This window comes from Acinetobacter nematophilus, from assembly GCF_026344175.1.
Classification (GTDB): domain Bacteria; phylum Pseudomonadota; class Gammaproteobacteria; order Pseudomonadales; family Moraxellaceae; genus Acinetobacter; species Acinetobacter nematophilus.
This window is the reverse complement of record NZ_JAPKMY010000002.1, coordinates 322,451-338,852: the sequence shown is the minus strand read 5'-3', so window position 1 is coordinate 338,852 and position 16,402 is coordinate 322,451. Positions and strand designations below refer to the sequence as shown.

At 38.2% G+C, this 16,402-nt stretch carries 16 protein-coding genes; 4 read left to right on the top strand and 12 right to left on the bottom strand.

From position 1 onward, the window contains the following. Window positions 1–119: 119 nt before the first annotated feature. The 4 genes from OSH00_RS05300 to OSH00_RS05285 all read left to right on the top strand — a co-directional run bounded on the left by OSH00_RS05300 (window position 120) and on the right by OSH00_RS05285 (window position 4,468). Complete coding sequence (locus OSH00_RS05300; protein ID WP_266129558.1) at window positions 120–1,847, top strand: SulP family inorganic anion transporter; 1,728 nt, start codon at window positions 120–122, stop codon at window positions 1,845–1,847. A 169-nt stretch (window positions 1,848–2,016) separates the two neighbouring features. After that, window positions 2,017–3,213, top strand: coding sequence for a serine/threonine transporter SstT (sstT, locus tag OSH00_RS05295; RefSeq protein WP_266129557.1), 1,197 nt, complete (start codon window positions 2,017–2,019; stop codon window positions 3,211–3,213). A 31-nt stretch (window positions 3,214–3,244) separates the two neighbouring features. After that, window positions 3,245–3,919, top strand: coding sequence for a YoaK family protein (locus OSH00_RS05290; protein WP_266129556.1), 675 nt, complete (start codon window positions 3,245–3,247; stop codon window positions 3,917–3,919). A 15-nt stretch (window positions 3,920–3,934) separates the two neighbouring features. Further along, window positions 3,935–4,468: a DUF2058 domain-containing protein gene (locus tag OSH00_RS05285; RefSeq protein WP_266129555.1), complete on the top strand. Its 534-nt coding sequence runs from the start codon at window positions 3,935–3,937 to the stop codon at window positions 4,466–4,468. A 297-nt stretch (window positions 4,469–4,765) separates the two neighbouring features. On the opposite strand, the gene OSH00_RS05280 is transcribed toward OSH00_RS05285, so the two are convergent. The 12 genes from OSH00_RS05280 to OSH00_RS05225 form a co-directional block, all read right to left on the bottom strand. After that, entirely contained in the window at window positions 4,766–5,506 is a 741-nt protein-coding gene (locus OSH00_RS05280) for an adenosylcobinamide-GDP ribazoletransferase (RefSeq protein WP_266129554.1), read from the bottom strand. Further along, window positions 5,503–6,114, bottom strand: coding sequence for a histidine phosphatase family protein (locus OSH00_RS05275; protein WP_266129553.1), 612 nt, complete (start codon window positions 6,112–6,114; stop codon window positions 5,503–5,505). The genes OSH00_RS05280 and OSH00_RS05275 overlap by 4 nt, the downstream gene beginning before the upstream one ends. Window positions 6,115–6,138: 24 nt before the next feature. Beyond that, window positions 6,139–7,191, bottom strand: a complete 1,053-nt coding sequence (gene cobT / locus OSH00_RS05270; protein WP_266129552.1) for a nicotinate-nucleotide--dimethylbenzimidazole phosphoribosyltransferase — start codon at window positions 7,189–7,191, stop codon at window positions 6,139–6,141. Between the two features lie 70 nt (window positions 7,192–7,261). Beyond that, window positions 7,262–7,783: a bifunctional adenosylcobinamide kinase/adenosylcobinamide-phosphate guanylyltransferase gene (gene cobU, locus OSH00_RS05265; RefSeq protein WP_266129551.1), complete on the bottom strand. Its 522-nt coding sequence runs from the start codon at window positions 7,781–7,783 to the stop codon at window positions 7,262–7,264. Continuing rightward, entirely contained in the window at window positions 7,771–8,439 is a 669-nt protein-coding gene (locus OSH00_RS05260) for a 2'-5' RNA ligase family protein (protein ID WP_266129845.1), read from the bottom strand. Before OSH00_RS05260 ends, cobU begins: the two co-directional genes overlap by 13 nt. A 101-nt stretch (window positions 8,440–8,540) precedes the next feature. Next, window positions 8,541–8,705 carry an HAD family hydrolase gene (locus tag OSH00_RS05255; protein ID WP_266129550.1) on the bottom strand — a complete coding sequence of 55 codons (165 nt, stop codon included), beginning with the start codon at window positions 8,703–8,705 and terminating at the stop codon, window positions 8,541–8,543. Window positions 8,706–8,823: 118 nt separating this feature from the next. Next, the gene (locus tag OSH00_RS05250) at window positions 8,824–10,419 is read right to left on the bottom strand and encodes a histidine-type phosphatase (protein WP_266129549.1); all 1,596 of its coding nucleotides are present in this window, start codon (window positions 10,417–10,419) and stop codon (window positions 8,824–8,826) included. 70 nt (window positions 10,420–10,489) lie between these two features. Then, the gene (locus OSH00_RS05245; RefSeq protein ID WP_266129548.1) at window positions 10,490–11,740 is read right to left on the bottom strand and encodes an MFS transporter; all 1,251 of its coding nucleotides are present in this window, start codon (window positions 11,738–11,740) and stop codon (window positions 10,490–10,492) included. A gap of 115 nt (window positions 11,741–11,855) precedes the next feature. Beyond that, entirely contained in the window at window positions 11,856–14,111 is a 2,256-nt protein-coding gene (locus OSH00_RS05240; protein WP_266129547.1) for a TonB-dependent receptor, read from the bottom strand. Between the two features lie 3 nt (window positions 14,112–14,114). Beyond that, window positions 14,115–15,374, bottom strand: coding sequence for an MFS transporter (locus tag OSH00_RS05235; protein WP_266129546.1), 1,260 nt, complete (start codon window positions 15,372–15,374; stop codon window positions 14,115–14,117). Next, window positions 15,362–15,742 (bottom strand): hypothetical protein, encoded by a 381-nt coding sequence (locus OSH00_RS05230; RefSeq protein ID WP_266129545.1) that lies wholly within the window; start codon window positions 15,740–15,742, stop codon window positions 15,362–15,364. Before OSH00_RS05230 ends, OSH00_RS05235 begins: the two co-directional genes overlap by 13 nt. Next, window positions 15,739–16,392: a GNAT family N-acetyltransferase gene (locus OSH00_RS05225; protein WP_266129544.1), complete on the bottom strand. Its 654-nt coding sequence runs from the start codon at window positions 16,390–16,392 to the stop codon at window positions 15,739–15,741. The genes OSH00_RS05230 and OSH00_RS05225 overlap by 4 nt, the downstream gene beginning before the upstream one ends. Window positions 16,393–16,402 lie beyond the last annotated feature (10 nt).

Genomic DNA, 16,402 nt, shown 5'->3' with positions numbered 1-16,402 from the left:
TGCAATAATTTAAAAATTAAAAATAAAAACAGAGACTTATTATTTAAGCACTTATTGTCGCTATTTTTCTTAGCATTTTTTCTGCATAATATATATGAAAATGTGATAATGAAGATTCAATGGCTATTCCTAGACTGCAATTCAGTAAAGCTCTCCCTGCTTGGCAATGGTTACAAGATTATACTGTTCCTAAATTTCGAGCAGACTTACTCGCCGCTTTGATCGTTATTGCCATGCTTGTTCCACAAGGAATGGCATATGCAATGGTTGCAGGCTTACCGCCAGTCACAGGGTTATATGCCAGTATTTTACCCATGATTATCTATGCCCTTGTTGGCGGCAGTGCAACTTTATCCATTGGTCCTGTTGCATTGATTTCCATGATGACCTTTGCAACGCTTGAGCCTCTGTATGAAGTGGGTTCACCTGTTTATATTCAAGCTGCATGTTTATTGGCAGTTTTAGTCGGCATACTTTCGACCCTACTTGGCATTTTTAGGTTTGGTTTTTTAATTCGTTTAATCAGTCATCCTGTAATTAAAAGTTTTATTATCGCTTCTGCTGTGCTGATTGCCCTTAGCCAAGTCAAGTTTATGCTGGATATTCCCTTAAAATCTGGAAATATCATTGAGTTTATTCAAAGTGCTTGGCAATATCTTCGATTTACCAGTATTGAAACGCTGGTTTTTGGTATTACTGCAACACTGTTTTTGATTTATATGCCAAATGTCTTGAAGTCAAAAATATGTCAGGCATTTTCAAATTCTGTGCAATTTTGGATCAAGGCACTCCCCCTTCTCTTGGTGTTTATTTCAATTGCACTGATTCATTTTTTTGATATGGATCAATATGGAATTAAAACGGTAGGTGAAATTCCTTCAGGATTTCCACCGATTGACATGCCTTACTGGAACTGGGATATGGTGGTTCAGCTTCTTCCTGGTGCAGCCATGATTACAATGGTCAGTTTTGTAGAGTCTATCTCTATAGCTCAGACCACTGCCTTTCAACAGCGCAGTGAATTAAACAGCAATCAAGAGCTTATTGCCTTGGGTCTCGCCAATTTTAGTGCTGGTGTTACTTCAGCATTTCCTGTGACGGGTAGCTTGTCACGGACTGTAGTCAACGCCGATGCTGGGGCAAAAACGCCAATGGCCGGAGTTTTATCGTCTATTTTTATTGTCATTGTCAGCTTATATTTTACAGGTCTATTTAAAGCCTTACCTTTGGCTATACTAGCAGCAACCATTATGGTATCGATTTGGAAATTAGTCGTTTTTAAGCCTTTTATCGAAACTTGGCACTATTCCAAAGCAGATGGAATTGCAATGTGGGTGACCTTTTGGGGAGTGTTGTGTATCGACATTTCTACAGGTTTAATCATCGGCATTATTTCGACATTTATTTTGTTATTGTGGCGGATTAGTCGCCCCCATATTGCTGTGATTGGACTAGTTGAAGGTACACAGCACTTTCGTAACATTTCACGGCATGACGTATTGACCAGTACCAATATTGTCTCAATTCGTATCGATGAAAATTTAACTTTTTTAAATGCCAATATTTTAAAAGAATTTGTGATTTTTGAAGTCAGTCAACATCCTGAACTGCATCATGTTGTGATCAATTGTTCAAGTATCAGCAATATTGATGCAAGTGCGCTCGAAACTTTAGAAGAAATTAATAGTGAATTGAGCAAATTAAACATTCAAATGCATCTTACCGAGATTAAAGGGCCTGTCATGGATCGTTTAAGACAGTCGAATTTAATCAATGAACTGAGTGGGACTGTTTATTTAACCCATTATCAGGCGATGCATGCCTTAGATGCTCAAACTTTCAGATAAAAAATCATTTAATTTATCAACAATTTTTAATATGATTGCTGAAAAAGCTATATATTTTTTAATATCTTAATTTTTATGGCGAAAATGTGGTATTTAAGTTTTCGCTTTTAGGTATAGAATAGCCGGCTTGTTCATTGATTTTAGACCAGTTTAGGCAAAAAGGTTCAATATGTTTGCTGTCCTAGCACGTTTAAGTTTAGTTACACGTATTCTTATTGCCATCATTCTTGGTTTTTTAGTTGCGTATCTATTCCCAAATTCAGCCCAATATTTCAATATTTTAGGCGAGCTTTTTATTAAAGCATTAAAATCTATTGCACCCATTCTGGTATTTGTATTGGTTCTCGCTTCGATCGCTAATTTTAAAGTGGGTGGCGGAGCAAGTAATTTAAGACCCATTCTTATTTTATATGCAATCGGAATGTTATTGGCTGCGATTAGCGCAATAATTATTAGTACCCTATTTCCAAGTACACTGATTTTCACTCATGCCAGTGAAGCAGCTTTGCAACCCCCTGGAAGTGTCGCGGAAGTATTAAAAAATTTACTGCTGAGTTTTATTACCAACCCAATTACAGCATTATATGAAGCCAATTTCATTGGTATTTTGGCTTGGGCTGTTGGTCTAGGCGCTGCGCTTCGTCACGGATCAGAAACAACCAAACAAATGATTACAGATGTGGCAGATGCAGTTAACAGTATTATTCGTATTGTGATTTCATTTGCGCCAGTAGGTATTTTTGGTTTAGTGGTTGCTACTTTCGCCCAAGCCGGTTTAGAAACCTTAAAAAATTATGCACATTTGATTGCAGTCCTTGTGGGAACCATGTTGTTTGTCGCATTGGTCATCAATCCACTGATCGTGGGTATTGTGATGCGTAAAAACCCATATCCTTTGGTACTCAAGTGCTTAAGAGAAAGTGGAATTACTGCCTTCTTTACCCGTAGTTCTGCAGCAAATATTCCTGTCAATCTTGATCTCGCAAAACGATTAGGTGTAAATGATACCACTGCGAATGTTGCCATTCCGTTAGGTGCCACAATCAACATGGCTGGTGCTGCAGTCACTATTACGGTACTCTCGCTTGCAGCAGTACATACCCTCAATATTCATGTTGATATTGTCACCATGGTTATCTTGTGTATTGTATCTGTTTTATCTGCATGTGGGGCTTCAGGTGTTGCCAGTGGTTCTTTATTACTGATTCCAATTGCATGTGGTTTGTTTGGGATTCCTTCAGAAATCGCGATGCAAGTAGTGGCTATTGGAATGGTCATCAGTGTATTGCAAGATTCTACAGAAACTGCATTAAATTCATCTACTGATGTTATATTTACAGCAGCAATTGACCTGTCAAAAAGGTAATTTGTCGACCATATGAAGAAAAGAAGGAATTATGCCTCTTCAATATTTACCAGCCTGGATTCAGCTTGGTGCTTTTATGCTTGCAATCAATGCAGGCATAATTAATGTATTGGGCTTAATCACGGTTCTACACCAGTCCATCTCTCATATGACCGGCAATGCCAGTCTGCTTGCACAAGCATTGGTTCATCAACAATATAGTCATGTGCTTTATCTCTTACTGATTATGATCTGTTATGTACTCGGTTCAAGTTATAGTGGCTACATATTGGGTAATAGCCATTTTCAACTTGGCCGCAGATACGGCATCCCGCTGAGTCTAGTGAGTATCTTTATCTTTCTATGCTGGATCTTTATTCCCTATCATCCTCAATACGCATTACTTTGGGCAAGTGCCGCCATGGGTATACAAAATGCCATGGTGAGCCATTACAAAGGTACAATTATTCGTACCACACATCTTTCAGGTGTATTAACAGATTTAGGTTTGGCATTAGGCTACTTTTTCAGAGGACTTGTGGTTGAAAGACGCCGAGTAACTTTACATTTGCTGATTCTTTTTGGATTTATTCTTGGTGGAATCATTGCCAGTATCATTCATCCTTATTTACAATTGAATGCATTCCTTATCCCTGCTGGATTAAGTTTAATATTAAGCTTAGTGTATTGGTTTATTTATTTTCGACATGGCTCGAAACACAGTTAATCGTTGGTTATTATTATGGTTAAAAATGCATTACAAGCGCAGTTACTCAAAGCTGGCTTAGTTGATAATAAAAAAGCAAAGAAACTTTCTAAGCAAGCACAACATGAACAGCGTACTGGTCAGAGTAATGAAGCTGAACTGAAAGCAAAAATTGAGCAAGACAAACAGGAAAAAGTGTCTAAGGACCAAGCACTTAATCAAGAAAAACAAAGAGTTTTAGATGAAAAAGCATTAAAAGCATCAATCATCCAGATGATTGGTCAACATAAAATCAAAGATACCGATGGCGATGTCACATATCAATTTATAGATGGTTCAATTAAGAAAATTTATATCAATCAACAGGTTTATAATGCTTTGGTTTCTGGTAGTCTAGTAATTGCGCATGATCACGATGCTTATGCGATTTTACCCAAAGCCTTAGCTGACCGCATCAACGAGAAAATGGCCGGCTTTATTATTGTCAATAATTCTGAAAAGAATGAACAGATAACAGATGAAGAAGATCCTTATGCCGCTTACATTATTCCAGATGATTTAATGTGGTAATTTTGGGGCAGCTAAAAACTATCTGTCATTATTTACAACATGGATTGTGCTCTAAGATCAATTATTTAGGCACAATCTTAATTTAAACTTCGGTAACTGAATATAAATAACATTATTTCAATTTAGCAATATGTTTAACGTATTGAACAATCACCTACTCCGAAAAGTTGCAGATGATCTATTCCGTCATCTCATCATTGCATCGATATAGCTTATCTTTGCTCATAACTTGCTTTTGAAGCTCATTACTCAGATGATATCTTGATCAATAGCCCCATCATGAGATGCTGAATGCAATCAAAGATAAAAGCCCAAAATCACAAAACTGAGCAAACAAACAGTTTCAGCAATCTCTATACTCGCGCCAATGGTATCGCCTGTAATACCATCAATACGCTGAATAAACTTATGTCGGAGATAAATCAGAGTCAGAATAAAGAAAATGGCAGTGGCTAAACCAACCCAGACAAAATATCCGACTGCCAATAAACTGATACTAAAGATAATGATTGACCATGTTTTTGGAATATATTGAGCAATGGTAGAACCTAAGCCCTTTTCACGAACATATTCTGTCGTCAGAAATAAAAAAAGTGGCGTTAAACGTCCAAAAACAGGAAATAGCACCAAAGCAGTATAAAGCTGTTTTTCAAGTAAAACATACAAGGCAGACCATTTAATTATACAAATGATGATCAGGCTTAATACGCCAATAGGCCCACAGGCAGGGTCTTTCATTATTCTGAGGGTATTTTCTTTGTCACCGAAGCCCCCCACCCAAGCATCAGCAGTATCTGCCAAACCATCCAGATGAAGGCCACCCGTTAACCAAATCCAAATCACCAAAATAAAAGTACTTAATAAAACAATGGGTAAAACATGCAATAGGCTGGCTACAGCATAAAGTACTAAGCCAATTAATAGACCCACCACGGGATAGAATAATAATGAACAGCCATTCTGTTGAGGTGAAGGTAATGTTTTTAAGTGAACAGGAAAAATCGTTAGAAACTGCAGTGCAATAAAAAATGGAGTCATATCACATCCTCCAAAAGTTCCAGTTGCATGGTTTCACTGTCTAAAATAAAGCGATTTAATTGCCCTAAATCAGCAGTCATTTTTAAAATATCATCTAATGATTGTTGCAGTGCCATACACTTTAATAATTTAATTACACCGCCATGTGTGACCACCAAAGCCGATCGACTGTTTGACGCCAACATATGCTGTTGAATCGAATGCAATGCTTGATTGATTCGAGATTGAAAATCTAAATATTTTTCAGCATTGGGTGGCGTAAAACGAGTAGGATATTGCCAAAAATTTGCCAAAAGCTCAGGGGAGTCTGTATAAATCTGCTGAACAGAAATACCTTCCCAGTCACCAAAATGTATTTCCTGAAGTCGTTGATCTTGCAGAAGCGGAATGCTGACGTGTTGTGAAAAAGACTGAGCAAATTGCGCACAACGCTTTAAAGGTGAACTAAATATATAATCCCACTTTGTATGAACTGAGTTTTGATCTAAGAATATGCTCTGGTGCATTTGCTGCCACCCCAATTCTGTTAAATCATCATCAGTCGAACCACGCAAGGTATGACTTAACGTAGTTTCGCCGTGACGTAGTAGATCAACCCTCAGTTTCATTTATCTGCTCTTATTTTAAATATTTTAAACTTTTTCACCAATCACAGCAGCTTCAGCAAATGTTGCCATATTGTTATGTAAGCTACATGCGAGTTTGATGACCCCTAGTGAAGCCCCTGCTCCACTTCCTTCACCCAAGCGCAAATTCAATTTTAGTAATGGATCAGCATTAAGTTGTTTTAATATACGCAAGTGACCATATTCAGCAGATTGATGTCCAAACAACATCCACTGACGAACTGCAGGATTCAACTGAACTGCCACCAAAGCTGCAACAGAACTGATAAATCCATCCACAATCACAGCCAAACCAAGCTGAGCACAACGAATATATGCACCAACCATTGCTGCAATTTCTAAGCCACCTACTGCACAAAGCGCCTTAAATACATCACTTTTAACATAATTTTTATGCATTTCAACAGCATTTTTAATTATATTTTTCTTGTGTATCAATTGTTCTTCTCGAATTCCTGTCCCTACACCAGTTAATTGCTCTGCCGGTTCATTCAATAAAAAGCTTGCCACGGCGGATGCAGCACAGGTATTCCCGATTCCCATTTCTCCAGCAATGTAAATCGAAGCATGATTGGCAAGGGCTTTTTCAACACTTTCACGTCCTAAATCCATGGCCTGAGCACATTGTTCTTCAGTCATCGCCACTTGTTTTGCAAAGTTTGCTGTTCCTGGCGCAATACAGTGACGTTCAACGCCTTGATATTCATAAGCATCTCCAACCGTGCCACAATCAATCACTTGCAATGTTGCTGAATATTCTTTGGCAATCACACTGATGCATGCACCGCCTGTTGCGAAATTTTGCAACATTTGACGTGTTACCGCTTGCGGATAGGCAGACACATTTTCTGCCATCACCCCATGATCACCTGCAAAAATTGTAATCCAAGGATGCTCTACCTGTGGTTTGGGATTGTTTTGTAGACTTGCCAGTTGCACAGCAACATTTTCTAGTACAGCAAGCGAACCTGTCGGCTTGGTCAATTGGGACTGACGCTCTTCTGCCTGTTGTTTAATCTCGGCACTTGGAACTTTGCATGCTTCTAACCACCAACTCATTGTCTTTCTCCATTTCAATCATTTTAAACGTATAAAAATCAATTAAACCTATGATTTAGACCAATACAAATCATAGACATTCACCTTTTAAAACCATCGGGAACCCAGCAATACAAAATACAACTCTATCTGCCAGTTGTCCCAACTGTTGATGCAAACGTCCCGACTCATCGACGAATTTGCGGGTGATTTCTCCCATAGGAACAACTCCAAGTCCGGTTTCGTTGCTTACCAATATCACCTGAGACTGCAGTTTAGGCAGGACTTGTAATAGCTTTTGACATTCCTGAATCTGTAGATTTTCATCATCATGTATTAGTAAATTACTCATCCACAATGTTAAACAATCAACCAGAATCAACTGTCCTTCTTGATCATTTTTTTTCAATGTATCGGCAAGATAATATGTTTCTTCAATCAATTGCCATTCACTTGGTCGTTGCGACTGGTGATGGGCAATACGCAATTGCATTTCTTCATCCCAAGCTTGTGCTGTGGCGACATAAATCACATTTAAAGACGTTTCTTTTGCAATCTGTTCCGCAAGTTTACTTTTTCCAGAACGTGCTCCACCCAAAATTAATTGCAGCATGTATTCTGCTCCAAAGATGCATTTTTAGTATTTAAATTGATTGAATAACAGTCTAAATCAAATAATTTACCCTGTAGATGTTTTGCTTTATAAAAACCAAAATGCAGTTGATCTACCGTGATTTCAAACTGTTGTTGCTGTGTCATTTCAATCTCTTCTAAAATTTGTTGTGAAGGAAATTCTGCATTGTAAAGCCCCAGCGTAATGTGTGGACAATAATTTGTGGGTGCAATTTCACGGGTAGAACTGGATAAAATCGTTCTTATATTGCTTAGGCTATTTTGATTATCTTCAATGTCAACAAATAACGCGCTGCTGAAACTGTTTATCTTGCCTGTCTTGAGTTGAAATGCTTGAAAATTGCTTTTCTTCAAATCCTGTAGTTGCTGTTTTAATTGTTTGAGTTGAAAATCATCATTAAATTGCGGAGATAAATCTGTTAAAAAACCACAAACATATAATGTGATATGAAACTGTCGCGTGTTGGGTTGAAATAAAAACTTTGAAAATTGTCGTCTTAATTCATTTAGGTAATTGAGCAATTCCGGATGATTAATTTCAATATACCACAAAGCATAATCTTTCCTCCCTTTATGCCACTCAGGATAATCATGCTTTTGGGTTGCTATCGTTAAGCTTTGGGAATGTAAAAACACAGTCAAATTCACATTCATTTTAATTGTTCTATTAAAGCATGGAATGAAATGATTTAATTGCTAAATTGCATGAGTGTTGTTCAATTAAAAGAGAATTTGATTCAAGTCGATTTTTTAAGCATGTTTTGAAAATCATCCATTGACTCAAAATAATAGCCAGCGATTTCGAGTATGTTTGGATTTGGCTCTTTCATATTTCGAATTAAAATAGTCACACCATTTGCATCATGTGCTGAACGAAGCACATTTTCTGAATCTTCAAACATAAACAGTTTTCTGGTGGTAAATTTAATTTTTCACAGGCAGTTTTAAAAATTTCTGGATAAGGTTTTCCATTATAAATAAAAAGGGAGAACTGTATCTCCCTTGCATCAAAACAGCAATTTATTGAATATTATAGCATTGTTTAAGCTTTGAATAATCATAGTAGTAACTGTTGACTTTATAACGCGCATAATCACAGTCTTTTTTAAAACTGGTCTCTTTCTCGTTGTATAACATTTTCAATAAGGTTTGACCTTGTGAGTTTTGATAAATATCCCACTGTATGTTTGCAGCCATTGGGGAAATATCTTCACCGCGCCATGTGCTGTTATTGTAATTAAAGGTCTGTGAAAATGGCACAGATTGCATCATACCTTTTAGCTCTAGACTGGTAGCTAAAGGAATAATAATTTCAGCATGTGCAAAACGGAGCACGGCAATATTTTTTTGACGCTTATTGATCACATCATCGACTTGTTTAAATAAATCTTGTTTAAGTGACTGTGCAATATCGGTGGTAATGGCTTTACCGGCTTCAAAACTCGGTCCTTTACTATAGAAATCACTTGCATCGTTATATTGTGCATAAAATTTGGCGGCATCAATTGGCATATATTTGTTAAAATCTGTAGCGCCTAACTCGTCTTGCATGCCACCTGTAATTGAATATAACTCATATAAATAAGCCGCTGCATCCACTGCACTTGCAATGGTATTTTTACCTTTACCTTTTTCAGTGATTTGCTCACCTTGGGGACTGGTTACTGTAAATGTCCCTGTATTGCTAAAGGTATAACCGCTTTGGCCTATTTTTTGAATAAACGCTGCTTTAAAAATAGGCGTTAACACTGTTGCTGCAATTTTTTGAGCATTATGATCGACACTCAATTCTCTAAGCTTTTGTTTTAAACTTAGATCATTTTCTTCAAAATCTTGATATTTCAGGCTTGCATCATAGACTTGCTTTTCTACATCCGTTTTGATGTTGCTAAGATCATCCTGTGCATTCAAGCTGTGAAAATATAAGTTAAAGCGACTTATACCACCATCTGCGATACTGGGTACAGATCCACTGCTCAAGCTTTGATAACTTGCGGGTGTAATCGAATCTTTTAAGTTCGGTTGCTGTTTTAACAACTCATGGGTAAAAAATTTAGCACTGTCTACGGCGCGGTCTACACCTGAACTGACAATTTGAATACTTTTACCCTGTTGTTTGGCTTGAATAAACAACTCAGGTAAACGCTGTAACAGTCGATCTGCAATTCCACGATGTTCTTTAATCCCTATTGATGATTCATTGCCATATCCGTATTGGCGGATACCTTCGACCCCATAGCCCAATAAAATATTGGCTTTCATCATTGCTTCTAGATCAGCACCGAGTTTTTCGCCTAATGGCGTTAAAGCATTTTCTTGTTTGGCTTTTAGCCACATGTTGTAAAGTGCTAGATCATATTTAATACTCGATAAACCACGTGAGCCATGTCGTGCAACAAGTTCAGTAAAAACTGCCTGATAGCCAGCAGGTTGAGCCTCATAAGTGCTTAATTTCTGTTGTGGTAAATAAGGTTGTTTGGTCTGCAAATATAGAAATGTAGCTGTTTGTGGTGGTGTAGCAGAGTTCTTATTGTCCGTATCATCATTACAGGCAGTCAGGAATAAACCAGAACTCAAACATATAAATATAGAATGTTTAATTTTTAAATTTTTCATCAGCAAAATGTCATATCAAATTAAATGCTCAAGAAAATAGTCCTCAAATATGACATAGAGATGAATTTAATTATTTTCCTCTACGCCATTTAAAAACAATAAAATAAAATAAGAACAGTGCAAAAATACCAATCAATAAATAATATGGGAAAATAATATTGAATTGATACAGTGCTGTACTCATTAAAGGTGCAACTACTAAACTCAACGCCTGCACCATCGTGCATAAGGCTGCTATTTTTGTTTGCTCTGCCAGTGGCACGGATTGTGAAGCACCTGTAGTAAATGCAGGCATTAAACACGCTACGGCGATCCCATAAAAAATATAAGCAAGCTGAAAGACGAGAATCTGTTGGGTATAGATCGACATCAGCAACCCGATCAGCATTGCTGATAATCCAACCAATAAAAGGAGTTGTAATGACCATTTTAACCATTTAGAAATGGCAACTTGCATGGTAACCAATGCAATGCCAACAATTAATGAGCATTGGGAAAAATACAGCGCACTTTGTTCAATACTAAATTTAAACTTGTCTTGGATATAGAAACCAGCCGTTAGATTAAGGGTAACAATCGCAATATATAAACTAAATCCTAAGATCAGCCATACCAAGGCATTGTTTAATTTATGATTATTTTTAATTTTTGCTCGAGGCTGACCATTGAGATCAAGTTGTTCGCAGGCTGGATCTGTATGGTCTTGAAATGATTTTTGTCGATGATCGACTGGAATGTAATTATTTTTTTGATAAAAACATACGATCAATATACTCAAAATTGCCAGAATCACCACAGCCAGCCACATGGGAAGCAATATCCCATAAACGATCAATAATGTGGTTAGGAATGGCCCTAAAATTAAGCCCAAGCTATTGAATGCACCAAATTTTGCCATCATTTGACCACGTTGTTTTTCTTCCGCATAGCGTGTCATCACATAACTTTGTAAAGCAATCTGCGGCATTGCCATAAAAATACCTGTACTGCTACGACTCAATAACAGTAAAGTAAATAATAGTCCTGCTGGAACAGTATAATGCAGCCCATAACTGAGTACGCCTGAAAATAGTCCCCATGTGATGGTCATTCCAATAAAACCAAGACTGAGTAAACCATACTGATTCTGTAATTTGGTTTTTTTTGAGATCCACATTGCCGTTAAACTCATCAGCAATGCACTTGCAGAAACCAACAAACCTGCCTGAAGTTCTGACATTTTAAGCTGGCGAATCAGAGGTGCAAGCAAAGGCAAAATCATCGAAAAACTCATGCCATTCGCCAAACTTGCCAACAACAGAATTGTATTGTTTTTATTCATTTAAACCTTATTGAAATATCACAGTAAACAGAATTTTTTGCAATTGAGACGCATTTCAATTCATATCAAATTAAAAAGCCTCTTTCACATGTTGCAAAAGAGGCTAGATTTTTAATTAATATTTCAAGCTATAGCTTAAACCATAGGTACGTCCTTGTGATGGTAAGCTTGATAGTGCTCCATACACAGATGATACAGCTTGACTATAGACCGATTTATAATCTGTATTCCAGACATTATAAACACCAAACCCAAGTGTTCCTGGTCCAACTTTGGCATTGGCAATCACATCCATTGTGGTAAATCCTTTAATTTCAGCTGGTGGGCGTGTTGAACCACTTTCAATCGCATCTTGACGCGCTTTGTCTGTGCCACCTATTGCTAAAGCTTGGATACGTACACCAATTCCATCATCAAACTGCCAATCTGAATAGACTGTTCCTTTTAATGGGGCAATGCGAATGGCATCCAATTCCTGCCATTTGCCTTGAGTATTCTTATATTGCCCTGTGGTATAGGCTGCTGTTCCGCCGACAGTCCAATTCGATGAAACTGGATAAGAGATATTGGCTTCAGCACCATACACACGTTCGTCTGTATCAATTACCTCTATAGCATAATTCGGTGGTCCAAATTTCAAACTCTTGTCTGAGTCATTGTAAAACGCAGTAATACCAGCATTTAAGCCTTTAGCGCTTTGAATTCTCCACCCCAATTCATAGTTATTGACTTTAATTGGATCAATTGTCTGGCTATTCACCACAAAGTTAGCGGGTACATCACGCAGCATACGTTGGATGTCTGGTAAATTTGAACCTTGTGAAAAATTGGCAAAAATCTGTTGTGCATCGGTCAGATGATAGACAGCACCAATATTAAACAGGGTTGCATCATGTTTGACCGTACCACCATTTAAGGTCTTCGCCTGATATGTAGGAACCAGATCAGCCACAACTGCTTCAGTATAAGGGGTTGAAGCATCTACATCACTCTCAACACGTTCATAACGTACGCCCGCTTGTATATCAATACGATCGGTGATATCCAATTGGCTTTGTGCAAAAAAGCCTAATTTACTGGTTTCTACATCAGGTCCGAATTGATAGCGCTTAAGTGGTTTAAAGGATAAACCATTACTCGCCATAAAAGTCGCTAAATCATAACGTTGCATATCCTGACGATCTTGCTCATTTTCATAATCTACGCCATAGGTCAGCCCTAGCTTACGACCTTGTAAATTAAAATCCTTTTGTAAAGCAAGTCGAGCCCCCCACACATCAATATCAGTATCAGATTGGTAGACTAAATACGTGCTGCCTGATTCTGGCAATGCTGTATGAGCGATAGGATTGACTGCTGGATACCAACGGGCTTTCTCATTACGATAGTAGGCTTCCGCGTTTAATATCTGTGTAAAGAAGTCATCATTTTGATATTGGGTATTAAAACTATAACGTTTGGTTCTTGGCTGATCATCGAGCAATAAGCCTTTCACGGCTTTTTGGCTTGGTTTCGCACCAAATAAGACTGCAAGCCCAGGACCATAGTCTGGACCATAATCACTGTCTTGTTCATCGTTGTAATATTGACCACCAAAACTGAGACTCTGACCATCTGCAATTTTCCATGTCAAACGCCCATTCACATCGAGGGTTTGGGTATCTTGGCGATCTGTCTGTGCAACTTCAGGTCCGACTCGATCTCCATGACTGTCTTGAATTTCACCACGTTTAGCATAGCCAATACCCAGTGTTCCTTTTAAAGCAGCCTGATTGAATGAAATACTTTGTGAGGCTTCATAAGCCATTGCATCACTTTTAAAATTATTACCAGACGTGACACCGACTTTGGTTTCAAAACTCAAAGGTGCTTCACCACCATTTTTGGTGATGATATTAATGATCCCGCCTGTTGCGCCGGAACCATAAATACTGCTTGCACCAGAAACAACCTCAATTCGCTCAATCATAGATGGACTAATGCTATTGAGTTGTCGTGAACCATCCCGATAACCTGTTTGGGGTACGCCATCAATCATGTATTGCACTACCCGACCACGCATCGTCATACCGTAGTTTGATGTTGTACCTGTATTCGGCGTTAAAGAAGGTACCAACAAACCCAAAATATCCGCGGTACTTTTACCCGCATTTGCCTGTTTTTCGATCTCAGCATGATCAATGCTGTACACTGTTCCAGCGATTTCGGAAATACTTTTTGCTGAACGAGTCGCGGTAACAACGATAGGAGCCAAGCTTTTCACTTCTGATACGGTATGATCATTATTGTTCGCTGGTTCTTGCGCATAAAGTTGAGTACATACAGCCAAACTTACACAGGTCATTTGTATGTGTATCGATTTTTTTCTCATGAGTTATCCTTCCATAATCTTTGGTTTTGGATTTATTTGCGATTTTGAAATAATGAGATGTGATAAAATAACACTCACTACAGATGCTACGGCCAGTACAATATAAAAATTGCCATAGCCCAATGATTTGGCCAGAAAACCTGAGCCTGCCCCACCAATGAAATAGACCAACAATTCAAAACACACCAGAATTGTAAAATCAGTTCCTGCTTGTTCTTTTGAGCTGTTTTGCATGAAATAAGCATAAAGCGAAGTCATTGCAATATAACGAATTGCAAGAAAAGCAATGACGAAAATCCCCAGCAATAAATGCCACTGATTTAACCAACCGAACAAAATAGCAAGCCCCAATAATCCGTAAATTAAAGTTCGTAGCCAACCTGCCCAAACCAGCAATTGTGTTGCCTTTATTTTTTTTAACAATAATGCTGCTGAAACGGCAGCTAATAAGCCTACACCAGCGCCCACTACAGACATCAGTACACCAATCTGTGACAGCGACCAGTGTTGATCAATAAGCATTGGGTTAAGCATTGCCATTGCAGGTGCTTCGACAAAGCGATAGCAAACAATTAACAATAAAGCCCAACGAATTTCGGGTCGTTTAAATGCTCGAATCAGACTAGGAGGGTTTTGAACAATATGTTCTTTGGATTTTTCTTTGATTTGAAATATAGCCAACATCGTTAAAGCCGTCATCACCGCTAAACACGTTAATGCAATTTGCCAACCATGATATTGATAAATCCATAATGTCGCAGCGCCTCCAATCATGCTGCCTATCGCAACACCAATGCTTTGCGCCATACTGCCAAAACGGTAATCCTGTTCCGAAAATGCTTCTACGGTATAGCCATCAATGGCAATGTCTTGGGTCGCAGCAAATGTTGAGATCCAGAGTCCGATCACCACAAATACTGCCAAACCATAAGAAAATTGTGTAAATGCAAGTGCTAACACGCCAAGAACCAAAGCAATTTGCGTGAACAACAACCATGTCTTTCGTTTACCTAATTTTTTAACATAAATGCGATCAATCAAGGGTGCCCAAAAAAATTTAAAAGCCCATGGGATATATAACAATGACAACATCCCAATCCAACGTAAATCTACCCCTTGATGTCTTAAAATCGCAGGCAATGCCACATTATAAAAATATAAAGGTAAAGCATGTGCCAAATACAGAACAATCACAACACCTAAGCCTAATACTGAAATTTGTTGTGTCACTGATGTACTTTTTTGATTTTCTATGTTCTGCATACCCACCTCTGCACCGCCCACTGCAATGCATCACAACGATCCAACGTAACATAATAAGGAACGCGCCAAGCCACATGTAAAGCTGGGGAATTTAAGCGTTGTTGATCTGCATCATCTAACGCAATCCGCACCAATCCCACACAATATTTAAAAAAATTGACTTTGTTCTTTTTATACCAAGCCGCTTGAACTTGGCGATATTCCTCTGGAAAAGTCGTACCATCTAGACTTTGCATCACCAGTGCAAAATTCTGTTGATGATGCAAAAAGTTTTCAACTTCAGTGAGCCACTGCTCAAACTCGGCAATTGATACATCTTTTGAAAACGTCATATCCATAATTTGAATATGTGTAGACTGGTAACTCATATGGAGGGTTCAACTCGCTCTGTTTGGTTTGGAAATTTCTTTTGCGCAAGATACTGCTGAGATTGCGTTAAATAATCCCCAAATTTTTGATAAAAGGTCTCTCTACAACAATAATACAGCATGGCATCTTTCTCAGGCATTGGAATTATACCCTGAGCTTCATAACACATGTCTTCTACTACTGCTGCATAAGGTTTGACTTTAGAGTCAGGTTCACCCACGATTTTCAATGAGGCTGCATTTTCAAAGATATAAAAGCTCAATAAACGCATCACTGCTCTCAGATAACCTTTACCAAATGCTGATTTTTCACCAAAAAGCAGATGCCAACCTAAATCTAATTCATGTCCCTTATAATAACGCCCCAATCTATCACGTTTTCCTTCATAAATTTCGCTATAACCTACATCTTGTCCGTCTACACCGACGATTAACAAACGATGATGGTCATCAGCCAGTTGCTTTTCAAAATACACCTTGAGTTCCAATTCAGACTTATCCAATTGCCACTGCGGAATGACATGGGGTTCATGCATCCACTTGTGTAACAGTGCCATATCATCAGGATATTGCACCTGGCGCAGGTAAAACTGTGTGCCATTTTCATAATATTCATAAAAATCAGGTAATTGCTGTGATAGTGTTTTCATTGATGTCACC

Coding starts and splice junctions, on each gene's coding strand:
- cobT (WP_266129552.1), bottom strand. CDS start 7,191: ATGAGTTGGTGGTTAGAAGCATGCAAAGTTCCAAGTGCCGAGATTAAA.
- OSH00_RS05290 (WP_266129556.1), top strand. CDS start 3,245: ATGCCTCTTCAATATTTACCAGCCTGGATTCAGCTTGGTGCTTTTATG.
- OSH00_RS05225 (WP_266129544.1), bottom strand. CDS start 16,392: ATGAAAACACTATCACAGCAATTACCTGATTTTTATGAATATTATGAA.
- sstT (WP_266129557.1), top strand. CDS start 2,017: ATGTTTGCTGTCCTAGCACGTTTAAGTTTAGTTACACGTATTCTTATT.
- OSH00_RS05280 (WP_266129554.1), bottom strand. CDS start 5,506: ATGACTCCATTTTTTATTGCACTGCAGTTTCTAACGATTTTTCCTGTT.
- OSH00_RS05275 (WP_266129553.1), bottom strand. CDS start 6,114: ATGAAACTGAGGGTTGATCTACTACGTCACGGCGAAACTACGTTAAGT.
- OSH00_RS05255 (WP_266129550.1), bottom strand. CDS start 8,705: ATGTTTGAAGATTCAGAAAATGTGCTTCGTTCAGCACATGATGCAAAT.
- cobU (WP_266129551.1), bottom strand. CDS start 7,783: ATGCTGCAATTAATTTTGGGTGGAGCACGTTCTGGAAAAAGTAAACTT.
- OSH00_RS05300 (WP_266129558.1), top strand. CDS start 120: ATGGCTATTCCTAGACTGCAATTCAGTAAAGCTCTCCCTGCTTGGCAA.
- OSH00_RS05285 (WP_266129555.1), top strand. CDS start 3,935: ATGGTTAAAAATGCATTACAAGCGCAGTTACTCAAAGCTGGCTTAGTT.
- OSH00_RS05245 (WP_266129548.1), bottom strand. CDS start 11,740: ATGAATAAAAACAATACAATTCTGTTGTTGGCAAGTTTGGCGAATGGC.
- OSH00_RS05250 (WP_266129549.1), bottom strand. CDS start 10,419: ATGAAAAATTTAAAAATTAAACATTCTATATTTATATGTTTGAGTTCT.
- OSH00_RS05240 (WP_266129547.1), bottom strand. CDS start 14,111: ATGAGAAAAAAATCGATACACATACAAATGACCTGTGTAAGTTTGGCT.
- OSH00_RS05230 (WP_266129545.1), bottom strand. CDS start 15,742: ATGAGTTACCAGTCTACACATATTCAAATTATGGATATGACGTTTTCA.
- OSH00_RS05235 (WP_266129546.1), bottom strand. CDS start 15,374: ATGCAGAACATAGAAAATCAAAAAAGTACATCAGTGACACAACAAATT.